This window comes from Micromonospora sp. NPDC049240 (genome assembly GCF_040647835.1).
Lineage (GTDB): Bacteria > Actinomycetota > Actinomycetes > Mycobacteriales > Micromonosporaceae > Micromonospora.
Map to the genome: position 1 here is coordinate 289,685 of NZ_JBEZCX010000006.1, position 15,548 is coordinate 305,232.

Consider the following 15,548-nt stretch of genomic DNA (forward strand, 5'->3'; position numbering starts at 1 on the left):
TGGTGGGCGGGCGGCGGTCAGCCGGCCGGAGCGGGGCTCGGACTTTTCGCCCGCCGGCGCTGGACCCGCCCGGCCAGCAGCGGCAGCAGCACCAGCTCGAACGCGACCAACAGGAGGGAGGCGACCGAGTCCCAGAAGCCGGGCCCGGCGGGCGAGCCGTTGACGAGGGCGCTGACCACCCGGGTGCCGAACTCCCAGATCAGCGGCGCGGTCCAGAGCGCGACGGTGACCAGCAGCACCCCGACGCCGGCGCAGGTGACCAGCGCGAACCAGGGGGCGAGCCGCCGGTCCCGCGGCGACCAGTCGCCGTCGGTCCAGTCGGCGCGGCGCACCCAGGGCAACCAGCCGAACCGGTCGCGCAGGTACGCCCGACTCACCTCGTCCAGGTTGGTGCAGCCCAGGGCCGTGGTGGCGACGTAGTACATGTCGGTGCGCAGGAAGACGTAGAACTGCCAGGACATCCGCAGCAACACGGTGTACGCCACCGCGAGCGCGAGTCGTCCCGGCCAGGACAGACCGTCGGACAGGTCGGCCGCGGCGGCGAGCACGAGCGCGCCGAAGAGCACCGCGTCGGCCAGCAGGCCGGCCGTCATCGGCAGGTAACGCCGCCGCGCCGGCACGGTGAGCAGCGCGTCCAGCTCGGTCTCGACCACCACGTAGTAGAGCCGGCGGCCGATCTGCATCCGGGTGGGCAGGCCGAGCCGGCGGGCCGCGAGCAGGTGGTAGAACTCGTGCCAGAGGATGGCCGGCGACTGGCAGAGGGCCAGGCCCAACTGCACGCCGAGCAGGGAGGGCACGAAGAACACGTGGTCGGCCTGGGGGCGCAGCTCCGGTCGGTTCACCATGGCGACGACGGCCGCGCCCATCACCAGCAGGTAGACGACCCAGGCCAGCGGGGAGAAGGCGAGCCGTCCGAGCCGGTGGAAACGCACCTTCGGCGGCGTGGCAAGCGGTTCCCCCTCGGCCCGGACGAACCTCAGCTCGCGCATCGCGTCCACGAAGTCGGCCATGTCGACGGTCTCGCCGTAGGTGCGCCGGTACCACTGCTCGGCCTCGTCGACCGGCATGCCCCCGGCCAGTCGGCGCAGCAGCGCGACGCCGTCCTCGGGCAGCATGGCGAAGGAGGCGGCGTCGACGCGGCCGACCGTGATGCCGTCCCGCTCCGGCACGTACGTGAGCGGGTGGAACTCCAAGCGGGTGGGTGACATCGGCCCTCCATCGCGGTGACGGCCGGCGACGGCCGCCCCGGCGCCACAGGCGTCGGGGCGGCCGGACCGGTCAGCAGCAGTCCGTGCAGTACAGCGGCGCAGACGTGGTGAGCTTGATGGAACCGGTCTTGCGGATCGTGATCTTCTTCATGACGTTCACCTCCTCGGACGGGCGTCGGGGTGGCTGGCCGGCCGGGGCCTGGGGAAGAACCTGCCAGCCGGCCGGTCCGGACGGCATGGGGAACGGCCCCCAAACTCCCGGCGGGCGGGGGCGCGAAGACGGGGCCGCTCCCCCATGTCCGGGACCGGGTCGTCACGCCACGCTGTCGCCATGCGAGATGACGCACTGTCGGTGATCGTCAGCGGCTCGAGCGCCGCGATGGCGACCTCGGGGTACCTGTCCTGGCTCCGCCAGGAGATCGACCTGCCGCTGCGGGTGCTGCTCACGGCGAGCGCCGAACGTTTCGTGCCGCCCCAGGTGGCCGCCTGGTACGCCGACGAGGTCTGGACCAGCGCCGATCCGGCGCTGAATCCGACCGAGTTCGCGAAGCGTTCCCTCGGCCTGGTGGTGCTGCCGGCGACGGCCAACATGCTCGCCGCGACGGCCCTCGGCCTGGCCGGCACGCCGGCGCAGACCGCGCTGCTGGCCAGCGACCGCCCGTCGCTGTTCTTCCCCAGCATGAACCGCTCCATGTGGGTCAAGCGGGTCACCCAGCGACACGTCGAGGCGTTGCGCGACGAGGGGCACACGGTGGTGGAGCCGCAGGATCGCGTGATCTTCGAACTGTGGCAGCGGGAGAACGCGATCGGCATCGCCATGCCGCCGCCGGACACCGTCGCCGAGCTGATCGCGAGCTGGCTGGAGACCACCCTCGCCACCGAGGGCGAGGAAGCCACCGGGGCCGAGCAGACCGCCGACCCGGTGGCCTGAGCCGGCTGACCGGGACAGGGCAACGAGGCGCCGGCGTTGGCGTGCGCCGTGTACTGGCCCGGCTTCCGGAAGGTCGACTTTCTCCGGGCCCTTCGCTCGTACGCCGCCCGACATCGCCGCTTCGGGGCCTGAGCGCCGGCGGGAGGGCGAGGACGACGACCTCCCCCTCCCGCCGGGGCTGCTCATGACCCGCGGTACGCGTCCCCGGCCGGGGTCAGGACGCCGTCCTCGCGATACAGCCCGAGTGCCGCCGCCTCCCCCGACGCGGGCAGCGCGAACAACGCGTAGCGCTCCACGTACGGGGTCGCCTGAAGCCGGGCGGTGGCCTCGCGGACGAACGCGGTCAACTGCTCGGCGCTCGGGTAGCGAGGATGACCGGCGAAGTTGGTCAGGCTGAACTCGGTGACCCACACGGGCAGTCCGTAGCGCTCGTGCACCGCCTGCACGTAGGTCATCAGGTGTTGCGGCGCGGCGGGGCCGAAGTCCGAGCCGTACCAGTGCAGGGCGATGAAGTCCACCCGCATGCCGCGCTGACGCGCCCCGCTCAGGAAGCGGTCGAGCCATCCGCCGGGGACCTCGCCGCCGAAGGCGACGGCCGGGCTACCCAGGCGCATACCGGTCCGTTCGAGTCGCGGCCACAACGTCAGCGCCTGCTCGACGCTCATGTTCGCCTGCTGCGGCAGGTCGGGCTCGTTGAAACCGAGCAGCGTGGTGCCGGAGCGCCGCGCGCTGTCGAGTTCGCCGTCGTTGACAGCGCCGGCTCCCCAGATCATCGGTACGAACTCCGCCTGTGCCGGGACGTCGTCCGGGTTCGCGGACCAGTCGTAGTACCAGCCGGCCCCCACCGCGTGGACGCCGTCGGCGACCCGGGGGAAGGCCCACGTGCTCACGCCCTTCTTCCCCGCCGCGCCGGCCGGACGCGGTGCGCCCGGCACGCTCCACCGCTGGGTCGGGCTGCCGGTGCAGGTCCACAGCCGCAGGTGCGTGCCGTCGGCGTCGCCGGGAGCGTCGAGGCACTTGCCGGAGCCGGTGTTGACCAGTTGCCCGTCGGTGAACCGCCACTGCTGCGCGCCGGTGCCGTTGCAGTCGAACAACTGGATGCGCGTGCCGTCCGCCCCGACGCCGCCCGCCACGTCGAGGCACTTCCCCAGCGCCCGCACCGGCCCCGAACCGTCGTGGAACCAGTCCTGGGCGACCGTGCCGTTGCAGTCCGCGAGCTGGATCGGCGTGCCGTTGGCGGTCTGCGTCCACGCCACGTCGACGCATCTGCCGCCGACGCCGACGATGGTCGTGTGGGCACTGGCCCGCGCGGTGGGCACCACGGCCAGACCCGCGCCGAGCACGGCCCCGACCGCACCGAGGACCACCACGGCGCGCACCGCCCGGTGCGCGCCGCCCCGCTGCCACATCTGCATTCGACCCCTCCACCACTCGCCGGACCCGCCCCACGACAGGCGGGACTGCGCCTACGACGGTCGGGGACGACCTTCGGTTCACCGATCACGCGATCCGATCGGACCGCGACGCCGACAGGTGACCGCGCCGAGCACCCCGAGCAGTAGCCGGACGGCCGCTACAGCCAGTCGTGTTCGCGGGCGTACCGGGCCGCGTCGTGGCGGGTCCGGGTCTGGGTCTTGCGCATCGCGTTGGAGAGGTAGTTGCGCACGGTGCCCGGGGCGAGGTGCAGCCGGACGGCGATGTCGGCGACCGAGTAGCCCTCCCCGGTGACCCGCAGCACGTCGATCTCGCGGTCGGTCAGCGGGCAGTCCTCGGTGACGGCGAGCGCGGACACGTCCGGGTCGATCCAGCGTTTGCCCGCGTGCAGGGTGGCGATGACCGAGGTGATGTGGGCCGGCTCGGCGGACTTGCTGACGAAGCCCTGCACGCCGAGCCGCAACGCCTTGCGCAGCACGCCCGGCCGGGCGTGCCGGGTCAGCATGAGGATCACCTGCTCGGGCCGCACGCGGCGGATCTCCGCGACCGCGTCCAGGCCGTCCACGCCCGGCATCTCCAGGTCGATGACCAGCACGTCGGGCCGGTGTCGCAGGGTCGCGGCGATCGCCGTCCCGCCGTCGGTGGCCTCGGCGAGCACGGTGATGTCGCCCTCCATCGGCAGCAGCGCGGCCAGGGCCGTCCGCAGCAACACCTCGTCGTCGGCGAGCACGATGCTCGTCATCGGCTGTCCTCCCTCGCCACCGTGGGGGCCGCGTCGGCGCGGGCGGGCGCGAAGACCGCAGCCGTACGGAACCGCCCGTCGCGCTGTTCCACGGAGAACTCGCCACCGTCGTCCACGACCCGTTGCCGCAACGCCGCCAGGCCCCGCAGCTCGGGAAGCCCGGTGGCGGTCACACCGTCGTTGACGATCGTGATGCCGGTCCCGGCGAGCGTGATCTGCACCTGGGCGGCCTGCGCGTGGCGCAGGATGTTGGTGGTGGTCTCCCGCAGCACCTGGCCGAGCAGTTCGCTGACGCGGGTGTCGACCTCGGCCTCCCGGGTCACCCGGACCCGGATGCCGGCGGCCTCGAACAGGTTCTTCGCGTTCTCGATCTCCGCGGTGAGGTTGAGCCGCCGTTGCGCGTACGCGAGTTCCTTGGTCTGCGCGATGGTGTCGCTGACCAGCGCGTACGTCTCCCGCAGCTCCTTGGCCACCCGTGCGGTGTCGCGGTCCAGCAGCCGCTGCGCCAGGGCGATCTTGAGCTTGACCACGTGCAGGGTGTGGCCCTGGATGTCGTGCAGGTCGCTGGCGAACCGGACCCTCTCCCGGACCACGGCCAGCTCCGCCTCGCGCTCCCGGGTCTGTTCGAGCTCCCGGATGAGGTCGTAGAACCGCTCCCCCACCACGGTCAGGACCGTCACGACGACGGTGAGGACGGTCGGCACGAGGACGTAGCGCCCCACGACGTCGCCCGGGTCGTCCCGCTGCACCAGCAGCCGCATCGCGCCGACCACGGCGACGAAGGAGAACAGCCCGGCCATCACCAGGGCACGGCGCCGCCGCACCTGGCGCAACGCGAGCGAACCCACGGCGCAGATCCCCCAGTACGCGTTGGGACTGCCGGTCACCAGCACTCCCAGTGGCCACACCGCTGCCGCGACGACCGCGCAGGGCAGCGCGAACCGGCCGAGGTCGCCCGCCGTCCACCGCTCGAAGGCCACCAGGGCCGCCATCGCCCCGGGCGCCAGGACGGCGACGTGCCACCAGGTACGCGCGTCGGTGTAGACCAGCACCACGGCGGCGAGCACCACCGGCGGCAGTGAGGCGGCGAGGTTGAGCCGGCGCAGCCTCTTCTGCGTCGACGCGGTGAAGCGCGGCGATGGTGCGGTCACCACCCCAGTATCCGACGATCACCGGCGACCACCAGTGACACCACGTCACACGCGGTCATGACACCGCGCCACTGCCACGCCGGGCACACCCGCGCTGTCATGGGTGCATGTCCACCACACCCGTCATCGAAGTCGACCGGCTGAACCTCACCTACGGTGACTTCCACGCCGTCAAGGACCTCTCCTTCGAGGTACGCCCCGGGGAGCTCTACGCGCTGCTGGGCACCAACGGGGCCGGCAAGACCTCGACGCTCGAGGTCGTCGAGGGGCATCGGAGGCAGACCTCCGGCACCGTACTCGTCTTCGGGCACCGCCCCGACGACCGGCGGACGGTGCGTCCCCGCACGGGGGTGATGCTCCAGGAGAGTGGTTTCTCCCCCGACCTCACGGTCCGCGAGTCCGTCGGTCTGATCGGACGGCTCAGCGGGCGCCGCGACGACGTCGACCGGGTGCTCGACCTGGTCGATCTCACCGACCGGGCCGGCCGGAAGGTGGCTCAGCTGTCCGGCGGCGAGAAGCGGCGGTTGGACTTCGCCACCGCGGTCTACGGCACCCCGGAGCTGATCGTCCTGGACGAGCCGACCACCGGCCTGGACATCCAGTCCCGCGACGCCGTCTGGGCGACTGTCGACCGGCTGCGCGAGAACGGCACCACCATCGTGCTGACCACGCACTACCTGGAGGAGGCGCAGCAGCGCGCCGACCGGATCGGGCTGATGCACCAGGGCGTCCTCCACCGCGAGGGCACCGTCTCCGAGCTGACCCGCAGCCTGCCGGCCGTGATCCGCTTCTCCCTCGCGGAACCGGCGCCGATGCTGCCGGTGCAGGCCACCGTCGACGCCGACGGGACCGTCGTGATCGAGACCTTCGCCCTGCAGAAGGACCTGCACGCCCTGCTCGGGTGGGCCCAGGACCACACGGTGGAGCTGCGCGACCTGCACGCCGGGTCGACCCGGCTCGACGACGTCTTCCGCGCCGTCACCCGCTGAACCTCTTCTCGAACCGGAGCGTCCCATGTTGTCCATCGCGTCCACCGAGCTGATCCAGATCTTCCGGAACCGGCTGGTGCTGATCACCAGCCTCATCATCCCGGTCGTTGTCTGCGCCGTCTTCGTCCGCCAGCACGAGATCTTCGCCGAGATCGGCAGCCTCGGCTACATCGCGGCGATCGTGCTGTTCACCGTGGCCGCGTTCGGGCTCTACGCCACCGCCGTCACCACGTTGGCCTCCCGACGCCAGAACCTCTTCCTGAAGCGACTGCGCTCCACCGCTGTCGCCGACTCCACCATCCTGGCCGGCCTGCTGCTGCCGCCCACCACGATCGCGGTGGTGCAGGTGGCCGCGATCCTGACCGCGCTGGCCGTCGTCGCCGGCGGGCCGGCCGACCCCGCCCTGCTGGTGCTGGCGGTCCTGGCGACCCTGGCCATGATGATCGGCTTGGCCCTGGCCACCGCCGGACTCACCAACTCTCCCGAGCACGCCCAGGTCACCACCCTGCCGGTCACCCTCGGCATGATCGCCGTGGCCACCTGGGTCGGCATCAGCGGCACCGGGAACCTCGCCTGGCTCAAGCGGCTGCTGCCCGGCGGCGCCGCCACCGAACTGACCAGGAACGCCTGGAACGGCGGCGTGGCCGTGACCGACTCCCTGCTCCTGCTCGCGCCGACCCTGGGCTGGGTCGTCGTCGCCGTCGCCCTGGCCACCCGACTCTTCCGCTGGGAGCCCCGCCGATGACCACCGACCCCCGGTCCGACCCACCGACCCTGGTGGAGGATCTTCTGCTGCTGCTGTTCCAGCCCCGGTCCGGAACCATCGCGGGCGAGAACACGCTCTTCTCCGTGCTCGGCGGCGCCGTCCTGGCGGACCTCGCCCTCGGCGACCACCTGGCCACGGACGCCCGGGGGCCGGATCAGGAGCGTGGCGGGTCACCCACCGTCGGACGACCTCCTGCGTCCGACGTGGGACTACCTCTCCGCGAAGCCGAGGGGCGCGCAGACCGCACTCGCGGCGATCGGCCCCCCACTGCGCGAGCCGGTTTTGGACAGGCTGATCGCGCGAGGCGACCTCGACCGGAGGCCGCACAAGGTGCTCGGCCTGTTCCGCACGACAGCCCTCCGGGAGGGTGGGACCGGACGCCGGGCGCGTCTGCTCGCCGACGTCCGACAAGCCCTCTCGGCGGACACGCCGCCACCGGCCCGCATCGCCGCGCTCGCGGCACTGCTCTCGGCGAGCGGAACTCTCCCGCAGTTCCACCGCGAGATCCCGTGGACGTCGTCGGTGATCACGCGGGCCAAGGAACTGGAACGAGGCGACTGGGGAGCCGACGCCGCGGCGCAGGCCGTGACCCGTACCGTGACGGCAACGGTCGTCAACACCGCCATCGCGGCCATCACCGTGCTTCCGCGCGGCTGATGGTAGCCCCGCCCGCCCGCACGCAGCGGCTACCGCGAGTACCGCGAGGCCGACATCGGTACGGTGTGCCGCATCCGCAGCCTGGTCACCGCGGGCCCGAGCACCACGACCATCGCCACCGTCCTGCCGTGCGTGCGGGAGGACGGTGACCGACTGGCGCCGACCTGCTCGGTCATGCTGGCCGACCTCACCCAGGAACGCCGACGGATCCTCCGGGCCATCAACGACCTGTCGGCCTCGCGGGACGCGCTCGACACCGGCGGGGATCACGCGCCACGGCTCGACCCCTTCCGACCGCACTCGACCCCTCCGGATCGGTGGTGGCATCACCCTGCCCGTCATGTTTATTTCATACGGCGAACGAATTAAGCAGTCAAGTGGCTGAACGGCTGATGCGGCATGCATCCGAAGCACTTCGGCAGCGAAAACGTCACCGCCGCCGCGCGGGGAGCGCCCCCGGCCTGGCATCGCGCACCGCGCCCGTACCCCTCGACTGAGCGGCAACTTGTTTTCTTCTGGAAATTAAGAAAGTCCTTGCAAAGCATTGACGCGCCGCCGCGCCGGTCCCTAGCGTCACCGGCGAAGGCCTTCCAGTGTGTACGGACCGCCGTGCTGCTGGCATTCCGTCCCATGCCTGCACTCCGGCCTGCCGCCGTTGGCAGGCCCACTTACCGTCCACCGGCGACCCCGCCGTCGGCGCAGCCGCGCCCGACGTCGTCGGCCGCTGCGCGGACCTCGCCTCACGCGAAAGGATCTGCATGCGCATCAAGGCGTTCCTGCTACCCACGGCGCTCGCCCTGGCCCTGTCCGGGACACCGGTCGTCGCCCACGCCGCACCCCCCACCGCCCGCCCGACCGACGCGGTCGACCTGGACGTGCTCTTCGTCAGCGCGCACCCCGACGACGAGGCCGGCAGCCTCGCCACCCTCGGCCAGTGGAAGGAGAAGTACGGCGCCAAGGCCGGCGTCGTCACCATCACCCGCGGCGAGGGCGGGGGCAACGCCGTCGGCCTGGAGGAGGGACCACCGCTGGGCATCATCCGGGAGCGCGAGGAGCGCACCGCGATCGGCAAGGCCGGGGTGGAGAATCTCTACAACCTCGACCGCGTCGACTTCTGGTACACGGCCTCGGCACCCCTGTCGGAACAGATCTGGGGCCACGACGAGACGCTGGGCCAGATCGTCCGGGTGATCCGGCAGACCCGGCCCGAGATCCTGATGACGATGAACCCGTCCCCCACCCCCGGCAACCACGGCAACCACCAGCAGGCCGCCCGGTTCGCCGCCGAGGCGTTCCACGCCGCCGCCGACCCCAGGGCCTTCCCCGAGCAGCTCACCCGGGAAGGACTCACGCCGTTCCGGGCGGCCAAGCTGCTGCGTACCGGCGGCACCGGCACCTCGACGGCCGGGCCGCGGTGCGCCTCCAGCTTCGTGCCGACCGTCCCGACCGACCAGGTGTTCGGCGTCTGGGAGGGCGCTCGCGCCGCCGACGGCCGGACCTGGGCCGAGATCGAGGTCGACGCCCGCCGGGAGTACGTCACCCAGGGCTGGGCGAGCACCGCCGCCGCCCCCACCGACCCCGCCGCGATCCGCTGCGACTTCTACACCCTGGTCGACAGCCGCGTCCCGTACGACCCGTCGGACACCTCACCCGAGGCGATCCTGCGCGGGTCGGTGCTGCCTCCGGCCGCCGGCGGGCTGCCCCGCGGCACCGAGTTCCAGCTGACCGCCGACCGGTTCGACCTCGCACCCGGGCAGCGCGTCACGGTCACCGCCCACGTGCGGGCGCCCCGCAACCGGGCGCTGACCGCTCCCCGGGTCGCGCTGCGGCTGCCCGAGGGCTGGAGCGCCACCGGCTCCGGCGCGCTGCGCGGTGCCGTACCGGCCGGCAAGGAGCGTACGGCCACCTTCACCGTGACCGTCCCGGCCGGCGCCGGCACCAACGCCCAGCACCTGCTCGGCGCGTCGCTCACCACCGGCCAGGGCGCCGGCCGAACCGATCGCGCCGTCCGGGTGGTCGCCGACGTGCGCGGCACCCTGGAGCCGCTGCCCGAGGTCGGGCTGTTCCGGAGCTGGGCCGGCGACAGCGGCTACCCGCAACTGGACACCCTGATCAAGCCGGTGCTGACCATCGGCTCGGGCAAGAGCCGGACCGTGCGGATCGACCTGCGCAACCACGGCACGACGGCGCAGAGCGGCACCGTCGCCCTCGGCCTGCCGGCCGGCTTCACCGCGGACGCGGCGACGAAGAGCTACACCGGCCTGGCGCCGGGCGCCACCGGCGCGGTCACCTTCACCGTCACCAACAGCGACGCCGGCCTGCCGACCGCCAACGAGGGCGGCGACGGCGGCGACTACGGATTCACCATCACCACCACCAGCGGCACCGGCAGCACGGTGGAGACCGGCGCCCTGGAGATCGTGCCGACCAGCGTGGTCCCGCGAGCCGGGCAGAACCACACCGTCGACGGGGTGGCCGGCCCCGGCGAGTACCCGGGCGAGGAGCTGGACCTGTCCCGCATCTGGGAGGGACAGGCCACCACCGGACAGGACGCCTCGGCCACCGGGCGGATCGCCTGGACCGAGGACGCCCTCCTCGTCTTCGTGCAGGTCACCGATGACGTCCTCGGCAAGAAGGTGGTGCCCCAGGACTGCAAGCGACAGCGGCGTACCGACAGCGTCGAGATCATCGTCGATCCCAAGGGGAACTCGACGGACACCTCCACCGTGTTCAAGGCGGGCATCTTCCCGGTCACCGACGACCCCGCCAACGGCGACCCGCCGTGCTGGCAGCGGGACGCCGACAACCGGCAGGGACCGGGTGCCACGACCGCCCCCGGCATGACCGTGGTCAGCAAGGTCACCGCCCCGTACACCGGTTACACCATCGAGGCCCGCATCCCGCTCGCGGTGCTGCCCGACGCGATCGACCCGACGCACATGGGCTTCAACGTGCTGGTCTACGACTCGGACACCCAGGACCTCAGCTCCCAGTCCCGGCTCGGCTGGTCCACGTTCACCGGCGTCCGCGCCGACCCGTACCGGTACGGGCTGGTCACCCTGCCCGGCCTCACCCCGGTGGACCGGCAGCCCACCGCCCCCGTCTTCCCGGACACCGCCGCGCGCAGCGTGCACAGCGCGCAGACCATCGCGCAGTCGGCGGTGGACGGCGTCGCGCCGGCCGCCGTGGCCCGGCTGCCCGAACGGGCGCTGCGACTGACCGGCCAACGACAGGTGGCCGGTGGCGTGCGGGTGACCGTCCGGGCCGACCGCGCCGGCGCGGCCTACCTGCACACCTACGACGGTGACCGGTCGCTCGGTGAGCGCACGGTGCAGCTCCGTCCGGGACGCCCGGTCACCGTCCTGGTGCCGGTGACCGGTGGCACGCCCACCTCCGTCCTGGCCGCCTTCGAAAGCGGCGGTGCGGCACTCGCCCGCCAGGTCCCGTTGACCTGATCCGCGTGCCGGAACCCCCGCCGACCGGCGGGGGTTCCGGTCTCGTCGGAGGTGAGTTCCTCGCCTTGTCCGGCCCCCGGCGCTCCCGCTTTCGGGTTCGCGCAGGCGGGCACCGATCAGATGCCGACGCGGCGTGTCTCGTAGGCCCACATGACGATCTCTACGCGGTTGCGGGCGTTGAGCTTGCGCATCAGGGCGGCGATGTGGGTCTTGACGGTGCTGAGGCTGATGGCCAGCTCGTCGCCGATCTCGCTGTTGGTCCGCCCGCGAGCGGCGGCCAGCAGGACCTGTTCCTCGCGAGCGGTCAGCGGCTCGACCGGCTCGGGGGGCACCGGGCGCGGACGGCTGTTCGCGAAGGAGGACAGGAGCCTCGCGGTGATGTTCGGGGCGATCAGGGCGTCGCCGCGGGCGGCGGCATGGACGGCCTGGGCGAGCATCTCGGCGCCGGCGTCCTTGAGGAGGAAGCCTCGGGCGCCTGCCTTCAGCGCGCCGTAGACGTACTCGTCGAGGTCGAAGGTGGTGATGACGACGACGGGCAGCGGATCGGCGACGTCGGCGCCGGCGAGCTGGCGGGTGGCCTCGATCCCGTCGACCTCGGGCATGCGGATGTCCAGCAGGCACACATCGGGACGCAGCGAACGGGCCAGGGCGATCGCCCGGCGACCGTCGGCGGCCTCACCGACGACGGTGATCCCCGGCTGGGCGTCCAGGATCATGCAGAGCCCGGCCCGGACGATGTCCTGGTCGTCAGCGACCAGCACGCGGATGGTCATGACGCCCGCGCCTTGCGAGGCAGCGAGGCGTCGACGCTCCAGCCGCCGTCCGGGTCAGGTCCCGCCCGGAGGGTGCCGCCGAGCAGGCTCGCCCGCTCGGCCATGCCGCGCAGCCCGTAGCCGGCGTGCGGGGAGCTGGTCGTGGTCGCCTCGCCGTCGTCACGCACCCGCAGGTGCACCTGGCCGCGGGATGCGGTGACGTCGACGGTGACTCCGGTGGCGCCGGAGGCGTGGCGGGTCGCGTTGGTGACCGCCTCGGCGGCGATCAGGTAGAGCGCGGTGCCGACCGCTGGCTCAACGGTCTCGACGTCGCCGGAGACCCGCACGCGGACGCCCAGCACCTCGCCGCCGGGACGAGCGAGTCGTTCGACGTCCGCCACCCCTCGTCGGGGGGCGAGGTCGGCGTCCGTTCCGTCGCGCAGCACCCCCACGAGGGCGCGCATCTCCCGGAGCGTCCGGGACGCCTCCTCCTCGATCGTGACCAGGGTGGCCAACGCGCGCTTCGGGTCTGCGGCGGACAACGCGCGACCCGCCTGTGCCTGGACGGCGATGGCCAGGACCCGGTGGCCGACCGTGTCGTGCAGCTCGCGGGCGAGTTCGTTGCGCTGACGAAGCCGCACCTGCTCGATGTCGCGGTCGTGGCTTCTGGCGCGGTAGCGCACCGCCGCGCCGAGCGCGGCCGAGAACAGGAAGAACCCGTAACCGGCGATCTTCTCCGCGGGTGAGGTCGGGTCCGCGACGAGGGTGACGGGTAGCCAGACGAGGATGATGCCGAGCCCGAGGGCGGCCTCTCGACCTGCCCCCCAGCGCAGCAGGGCGTAGGGCAGCACCAGCAGCCCCGCGATGCCCAGCAGACCGGTGGCATCGATGACCGCGATCCTCGCGATGTCGAACGCGAGAACGGTTCCGAAGGCAACGGCGACCGCGGCCAGCGGCCGCGTGCGTCGCCAGAGCAGGCACCCCGCGACCACGACGCTGACACCGACCAGCAGCGGTGCCCACGCCTTGTCGTCGCGCAGCAGCATCTCGACGAGCGAGACCGCGACGAGAGCCGAGGACAGCGCCCAGTCCCGCCAGACCCGCACCGGCGGGCGCGCGGGGCGCGGCTCAGCCCAGATCCCAGCAACCATGCTTCCCCCTCCCGGACAACGTAGGAGGGTCGCCGCTCGGGCGAATCAGCCGAAAGTACGGCGGCTTTCCCGTGCCCGGGACCGGGACGGCGCGAGCCCGCGAGCGGATGTGGCACCCGTCGGCGCTGTTCATAGTGAAGACGTCGGGTGAGCCGACCCGGCTGACACCAGCACCCAGGAGAACCGATGATCAGAACCGACAGACCAGCCGGTGCGCTCCAGGAGCCGCACCTCCCGGTCCAGGCGAAGCTCGCCGCGGCCTGGACCAGCTTCATGTTCCTCTACATCTACGTCGACTACCTCGCCCTGTACAAGCCCGGCTTCATCGACGAGATCCGGGCCGGCGTCGTTCACGAGTTCGACACCGGCCCCACCTTCGTCACCCTCGCGCTCACGCTCATGGCCGCCCCGATCCTCATGATCCTGCTCTCCACGACACTCCCCGCCCGGGTCAACCGCGCCGCCAACCTCGTCGTGGCGACGCTCTACGTCCCCGTCTCGGTGTACAACGCGGACGGCGAGTCCTGGACGTACCTCTCCTTCTACGGCCTCTCCATCGGGCTCGAGCTGCTGCTCCTGGCCTTCATCCTGCGCGCCGCGTGGACCTGGCCGCGGGGAACTCGGGTCGCCGCCGGCCGCGACCTCGCCGAGGCCCGGCTGTGACGGTGGAGGCGGGCCCGGTGCCCGGGGTCGGCGACAGCGGTTCATGGCCGTCGTCGAGGAACTCGGAGAACTCGTGGCCGCCCGGCGCAACGGCGACCCGGGACACGAGCCGGGGGTCCGCCGCAGTCTGAGGACGCACGCGTCGTACGACCCGGAAACACCTACGGTGCGGGGCAAGTGTCGACCTTGCCGCGCACCGTTCGGGGTTCGGTTGGTGTCCTGATCCGACAGTCGAGGTGTTACCAGGGGGGACAGCCGATAGACACCTCTGGGCTCACCGCGAGCACCGATCCGGCACCGTTTCGAATGGTCGCCCTGGCGGTGGCGAAGGCGATGATGTCCTCGGTCCAGAACGAGTGCCCGGCGATGGTGCCGTCGGAGGCCACGGTCTGGGTACGACTCTCGGACTCCAGGTCGGACATCTGCCAGACCTCGACCGTGATGGTCACCGTCGTCCCGGGCGTCAAACCGTACCCGTCCCCGTATCCCCAGATCTCAAGGTCGTTACAACCTCCCCCCGCCACCGCGACAGGCGCCGCAGCCGCCACTGCGACCGTTCCGGGCGCAATCGCCAGGAGGGCCGCCCCGGCCAGCGCAGTCACGGCACGTCCTACCCGCGTCCTCAATGCGTTCATCATTTTCTCTCTCTCGACACACAGTCGTTCGCGCGAGAGAAGGGTATGGGCGACATCTATAGGCGGCCTATGTCGACGGACCCGACCCGCTCGATGACCCGACTGACCACGTCAGCTCCCCGCGCGTCACGCGCCCGTGCAGGACAATGGTCCTCACGACCGTCCCAGTGCTCGCGACGCTCCGTGCGCGATCTGCTCTCCGGGAGTCCATTCGTGGCGGCGCCGGTCCGTCACTGCAGCCAGGGTGGTGCCGACCTCCATGGAGTCCCGATCGCTACGCCGCGACATCCCTGAGTCAGCGTGATACCCGAAGTGCTGGGCACCGTGGGAGTCGGCTTCATCTCGGCCTTTCTTCCCGTCGTGCCCGCGGAGCCGTACCTCGTCGGGCTGGTCGCCACGACGACGACCAACCCCGCACTGCTGGCCGCCGCGGCAGCCCTTGGTCAGAGCGTGGGCAAGCTGACGATCTTCCTGACCGCGCGCGGGACACTGCGGTCACCGATGCTGCGTCACTGGCTCGCCAGGAAGCGGGCCCTCGTGGCCCGGCGCGGCGACTCCGCGAGCCAGCACCCCGGTCGGTTGCGCCGCATGGCGACCAGGCTGGTCACGGTGGTTTCGGCTGATCGCCACCGGATCACCGGCCCGCTGCTGCTGTTCGTGAGCGCCTTCACCGGCGCACCACCGCTCATCGTGATGACCTTCACCGCCGCCGCCGGCAAGATGCGCACGGCGGTCTTCGCGTCCGCATGCCTCCTCGGCCGCACGGCCCGCATGATGGTCGTGGCACTGCTCCCCGCTCTCGCCGGCCTGTCGCTCCATCTCTGACAGTTCGACATCCGTCCGCTGATCGGACCGACGCCGCCCCGGCAATCCGCCAAGAAAAGCTTGCACGTGTCCCGTCGACTTAGGCGTTGGCCGATATGCTCGATGACCCGAGAGGAGATCTTTATGATCACCACGGACGGACAGCCGACCCGGTCGCCGGTGGCGCTCGATGCCCGCCACGGATGGGCT

General features: G+C 71.9%; 14 protein-coding genes and 2 pseudogenes. 8 read left to right on the forward strand and 8 right to left on the reverse strand.

What is annotated here, in order from left to right:
- Nucleotides 1–17: 17 nt before the first annotated feature.
- Nucleotides 18–1,208 (reverse strand): hypothetical protein, encoded by a 1,191-nt coding sequence (locus AB0B02_RS11690; protein WP_281939299.1) that lies wholly within the window; start codon nt 1,206–1,208, stop codon nt 18–20.
- Between the two features lie 70 nt (nt 1,209–1,278).
- The gene (locus AB0B02_RS11695; protein ID WP_281939298.1) at nt 1,279–1,446 is read right to left on the reverse strand and encodes a hypothetical protein; all 168 of its coding nucleotides are present in this window, start codon (nt 1,444–1,446) and stop codon (nt 1,279–1,281) included.
- 93 nt (nt 1,447–1,539) lie between these two features.
- Here AB0B02_RS11695 and AB0B02_RS11700 point away from each other — a divergent pair, with 93 nt between their 5' ends.
- Both AB0B02_RS11700 and AB0B02_RS11705 read left to right on the forward strand, forming a co-directional pair.
- Nucleotides 1,540–2,139: a flavoprotein gene (locus AB0B02_RS11700; RefSeq protein ID WP_357299540.1), complete on the forward strand. Its 600-nt coding sequence runs from the start codon at nt 1,540–1,542 to the stop codon at nt 2,137–2,139.
- A 42-nt stretch (nt 2,140–2,181) separates the two neighbouring features.
- Nucleotides 2,182–2,271: pseudogene (locus AB0B02_RS11705) on the forward strand (undecaprenyl diphosphate synthase family protein); the annotation flags it as partial.
- A 50-nt stretch (nt 2,272–2,321) separates the two neighbouring features.
- Here the strand turns inward: AB0B02_RS11705 and AB0B02_RS11710 are convergent.
- The 3 genes from AB0B02_RS11710 to AB0B02_RS11720 form a co-directional block, all read right to left on the reverse strand.
- A complete protein-coding gene (locus tag AB0B02_RS11710) occupies nt 2,322–3,554 on the reverse strand; it encodes a glycosyl hydrolase (RefSeq protein WP_357299542.1) in 1,233 nt (410 codons plus the stop codon).
- Between the two features lie 158 nt (nt 3,555–3,712).
- Nucleotides 3,713–4,315 (reverse strand): response regulator transcription factor, encoded by a 603-nt coding sequence (locus AB0B02_RS11715; protein WP_281939294.1) that lies wholly within the window; start codon nt 4,313–4,315, stop codon nt 3,713–3,715.
- Nucleotides 4,312–5,466 (reverse strand): histidine kinase, encoded by a 1,155-nt coding sequence (locus AB0B02_RS11720; RefSeq protein ID WP_357299546.1) that lies wholly within the window; start codon nt 5,464–5,466, stop codon nt 4,312–4,314. The genes AB0B02_RS11715 and AB0B02_RS11720 overlap by 4 nt, the downstream gene beginning before the upstream one ends.
- Before the next feature lie 107 nt (nt 5,467–5,573).
- Here AB0B02_RS11720 and AB0B02_RS11725 point away from each other — a divergent pair, with 107 nt between their 5' ends.
- The 4 genes and pseudogenes from AB0B02_RS11725 (at nt 5,574) to AB0B02_RS11740 (ending at nt 11,333) form a co-directional block, all read left to right on the forward strand.
- Nucleotides 5,574–6,455, forward strand: a complete 882-nt coding sequence (locus AB0B02_RS11725) for an ABC transporter ATP-binding protein (protein ID WP_357299549.1) — start codon at nt 5,574–5,576, stop codon at nt 6,453–6,455.
- Nucleotides 6,456–6,480: 25 nt separating this feature from the next.
- Nucleotides 6,481–7,200 (forward strand): ABC transporter permease, encoded by a 720-nt coding sequence (locus AB0B02_RS11730; RefSeq protein ID WP_357299552.1) that lies wholly within the window; start codon nt 6,481–6,483, stop codon nt 7,198–7,200.
- Nucleotides 7,197–7,878: pseudogene (locus AB0B02_RS11735) on the forward strand (GPP34 family phosphoprotein). Before AB0B02_RS11730 ends, AB0B02_RS11735 begins: the two are co-directional and overlap by 4 nt.
- 758 nt (nt 7,879–8,636) lie before the next feature.
- The gene (locus AB0B02_RS11740) at nt 8,637–11,333 is read left to right on the forward strand and encodes a sugar-binding protein (RefSeq protein ID WP_357299555.1); all 2,697 of its coding nucleotides are present in this window, start codon (nt 8,637–8,639) and stop codon (nt 11,331–11,333) included.
- 116 nt (nt 11,334–11,449) lie between these two features.
- Here the strand turns inward: AB0B02_RS11740 and AB0B02_RS11745 are convergent, their stop codons facing one another.
- Complete coding sequence (locus AB0B02_RS11745) at nt 11,450–12,106, reverse strand: response regulator transcription factor (RefSeq protein WP_281939284.1); 657 nt, start codon at nt 12,104–12,106, stop codon at nt 11,450–11,452.
- A complete protein-coding gene (locus AB0B02_RS11750) occupies nt 12,103–13,236 on the reverse strand; it encodes a histidine kinase (RefSeq protein WP_357299557.1) in 1,134 nt (377 codons plus the stop codon). Before AB0B02_RS11750 ends, AB0B02_RS11745 begins: the two co-directional genes overlap by 4 nt.
- A gap of 186 nt (nt 13,237–13,422) precedes the next feature.
- Here AB0B02_RS11750 and AB0B02_RS11755 point away from each other — a divergent pair, with 186 nt between their 5' ends.
- The gene (locus AB0B02_RS11755) at nt 13,423–13,899 is read left to right on the forward strand and encodes a DUF6326 family protein (RefSeq protein ID WP_357299559.1); all 477 of its coding nucleotides are present in this window, start codon (nt 13,423–13,425) and stop codon (nt 13,897–13,899) included.
- 239 nt (nt 13,900–14,138) lie between these two features.
- Here AB0B02_RS11755 and AB0B02_RS11760 read toward each other — a convergent pair whose 3' ends face one another.
- The gene (locus AB0B02_RS11760; RefSeq protein ID WP_281939277.1) at nt 14,139–14,501 is read right to left on the reverse strand and encodes a hypothetical protein; all 363 of its coding nucleotides are present in this window, start codon (nt 14,499–14,501) and stop codon (nt 14,139–14,141) included.
- Between the two features lie 345 nt (nt 14,502–14,846).
- On the opposite strand from AB0B02_RS11760, the gene AB0B02_RS11765 reads away from it, so the two are divergent.
- Entirely contained in the window at nt 14,847–15,359 is a 513-nt protein-coding gene (locus AB0B02_RS11765; protein WP_281939275.1) for a hypothetical protein, read from the forward strand.
- Nucleotides 15,360–15,548: the final 189 nt, after the last annotated feature.

Bases quoted from the DNA above. Each gene is read 5' to 3' on its own strand.
- AB0B02_RS11710 (WP_357299542.1), bottom strand. From the start codon at position 3,554: ATGCAGATGTGGCAGCGGGGCGGCGCGCACCGGGCGGTGCGCGCCGTG.
- AB0B02_RS11725 (WP_357299549.1), top strand. From the start codon at position 5,574: ATGTCCACCACACCCGTCATCGAAGTCGACCGGCTGAACCTCACCTAC.
- AB0B02_RS11695 (WP_281939298.1), bottom strand. From the start codon at position 1,446: ATGCCGTCCGGACCGGCCGGCTGGCAGGTTCTTCCCCAGGCCCCGGCC.
- AB0B02_RS11700 (WP_357299540.1), top strand. From the start codon at position 1,540: ATGCGAGATGACGCACTGTCGGTGATCGTCAGCGGCTCGAGCGCCGCG.
- AB0B02_RS11730 (WP_357299552.1), top strand. From the start codon at position 6,481: ATGTTGTCCATCGCGTCCACCGAGCTGATCCAGATCTTCCGGAACCGG.
- AB0B02_RS11740 (WP_357299555.1), top strand. From the start codon at position 8,637: ATGCGCATCAAGGCGTTCCTGCTACCCACGGCGCTCGCCCTGGCCCTG.
- AB0B02_RS11755 (WP_357299559.1), top strand. From the start codon at position 13,423: ATGATCAGAACCGACAGACCAGCCGGTGCGCTCCAGGAGCCGCACCTC.
- AB0B02_RS11750 (WP_357299557.1), bottom strand. From the start codon at position 13,236: ATGGTTGCTGGGATCTGGGCTGAGCCGCGCCCCGCGCGCCCGCCGGTG.
- AB0B02_RS11745 (WP_281939284.1), bottom strand. From the start codon at position 12,106: ATGACCATCCGCGTGCTGGTCGCTGACGACCAGGACATCGTCCGGGCC.
- AB0B02_RS11715 (WP_281939294.1), bottom strand. From the start codon at position 4,315: ATGACGAGCATCGTGCTCGCCGACGACGAGGTGTTGCTGCGGACGGCC.
- AB0B02_RS11690 (WP_281939299.1), bottom strand. From the start codon at position 1,208: ATGTCACCCACCCGCTTGGAGTTCCACCCGCTCACGTACGTGCCGGAG.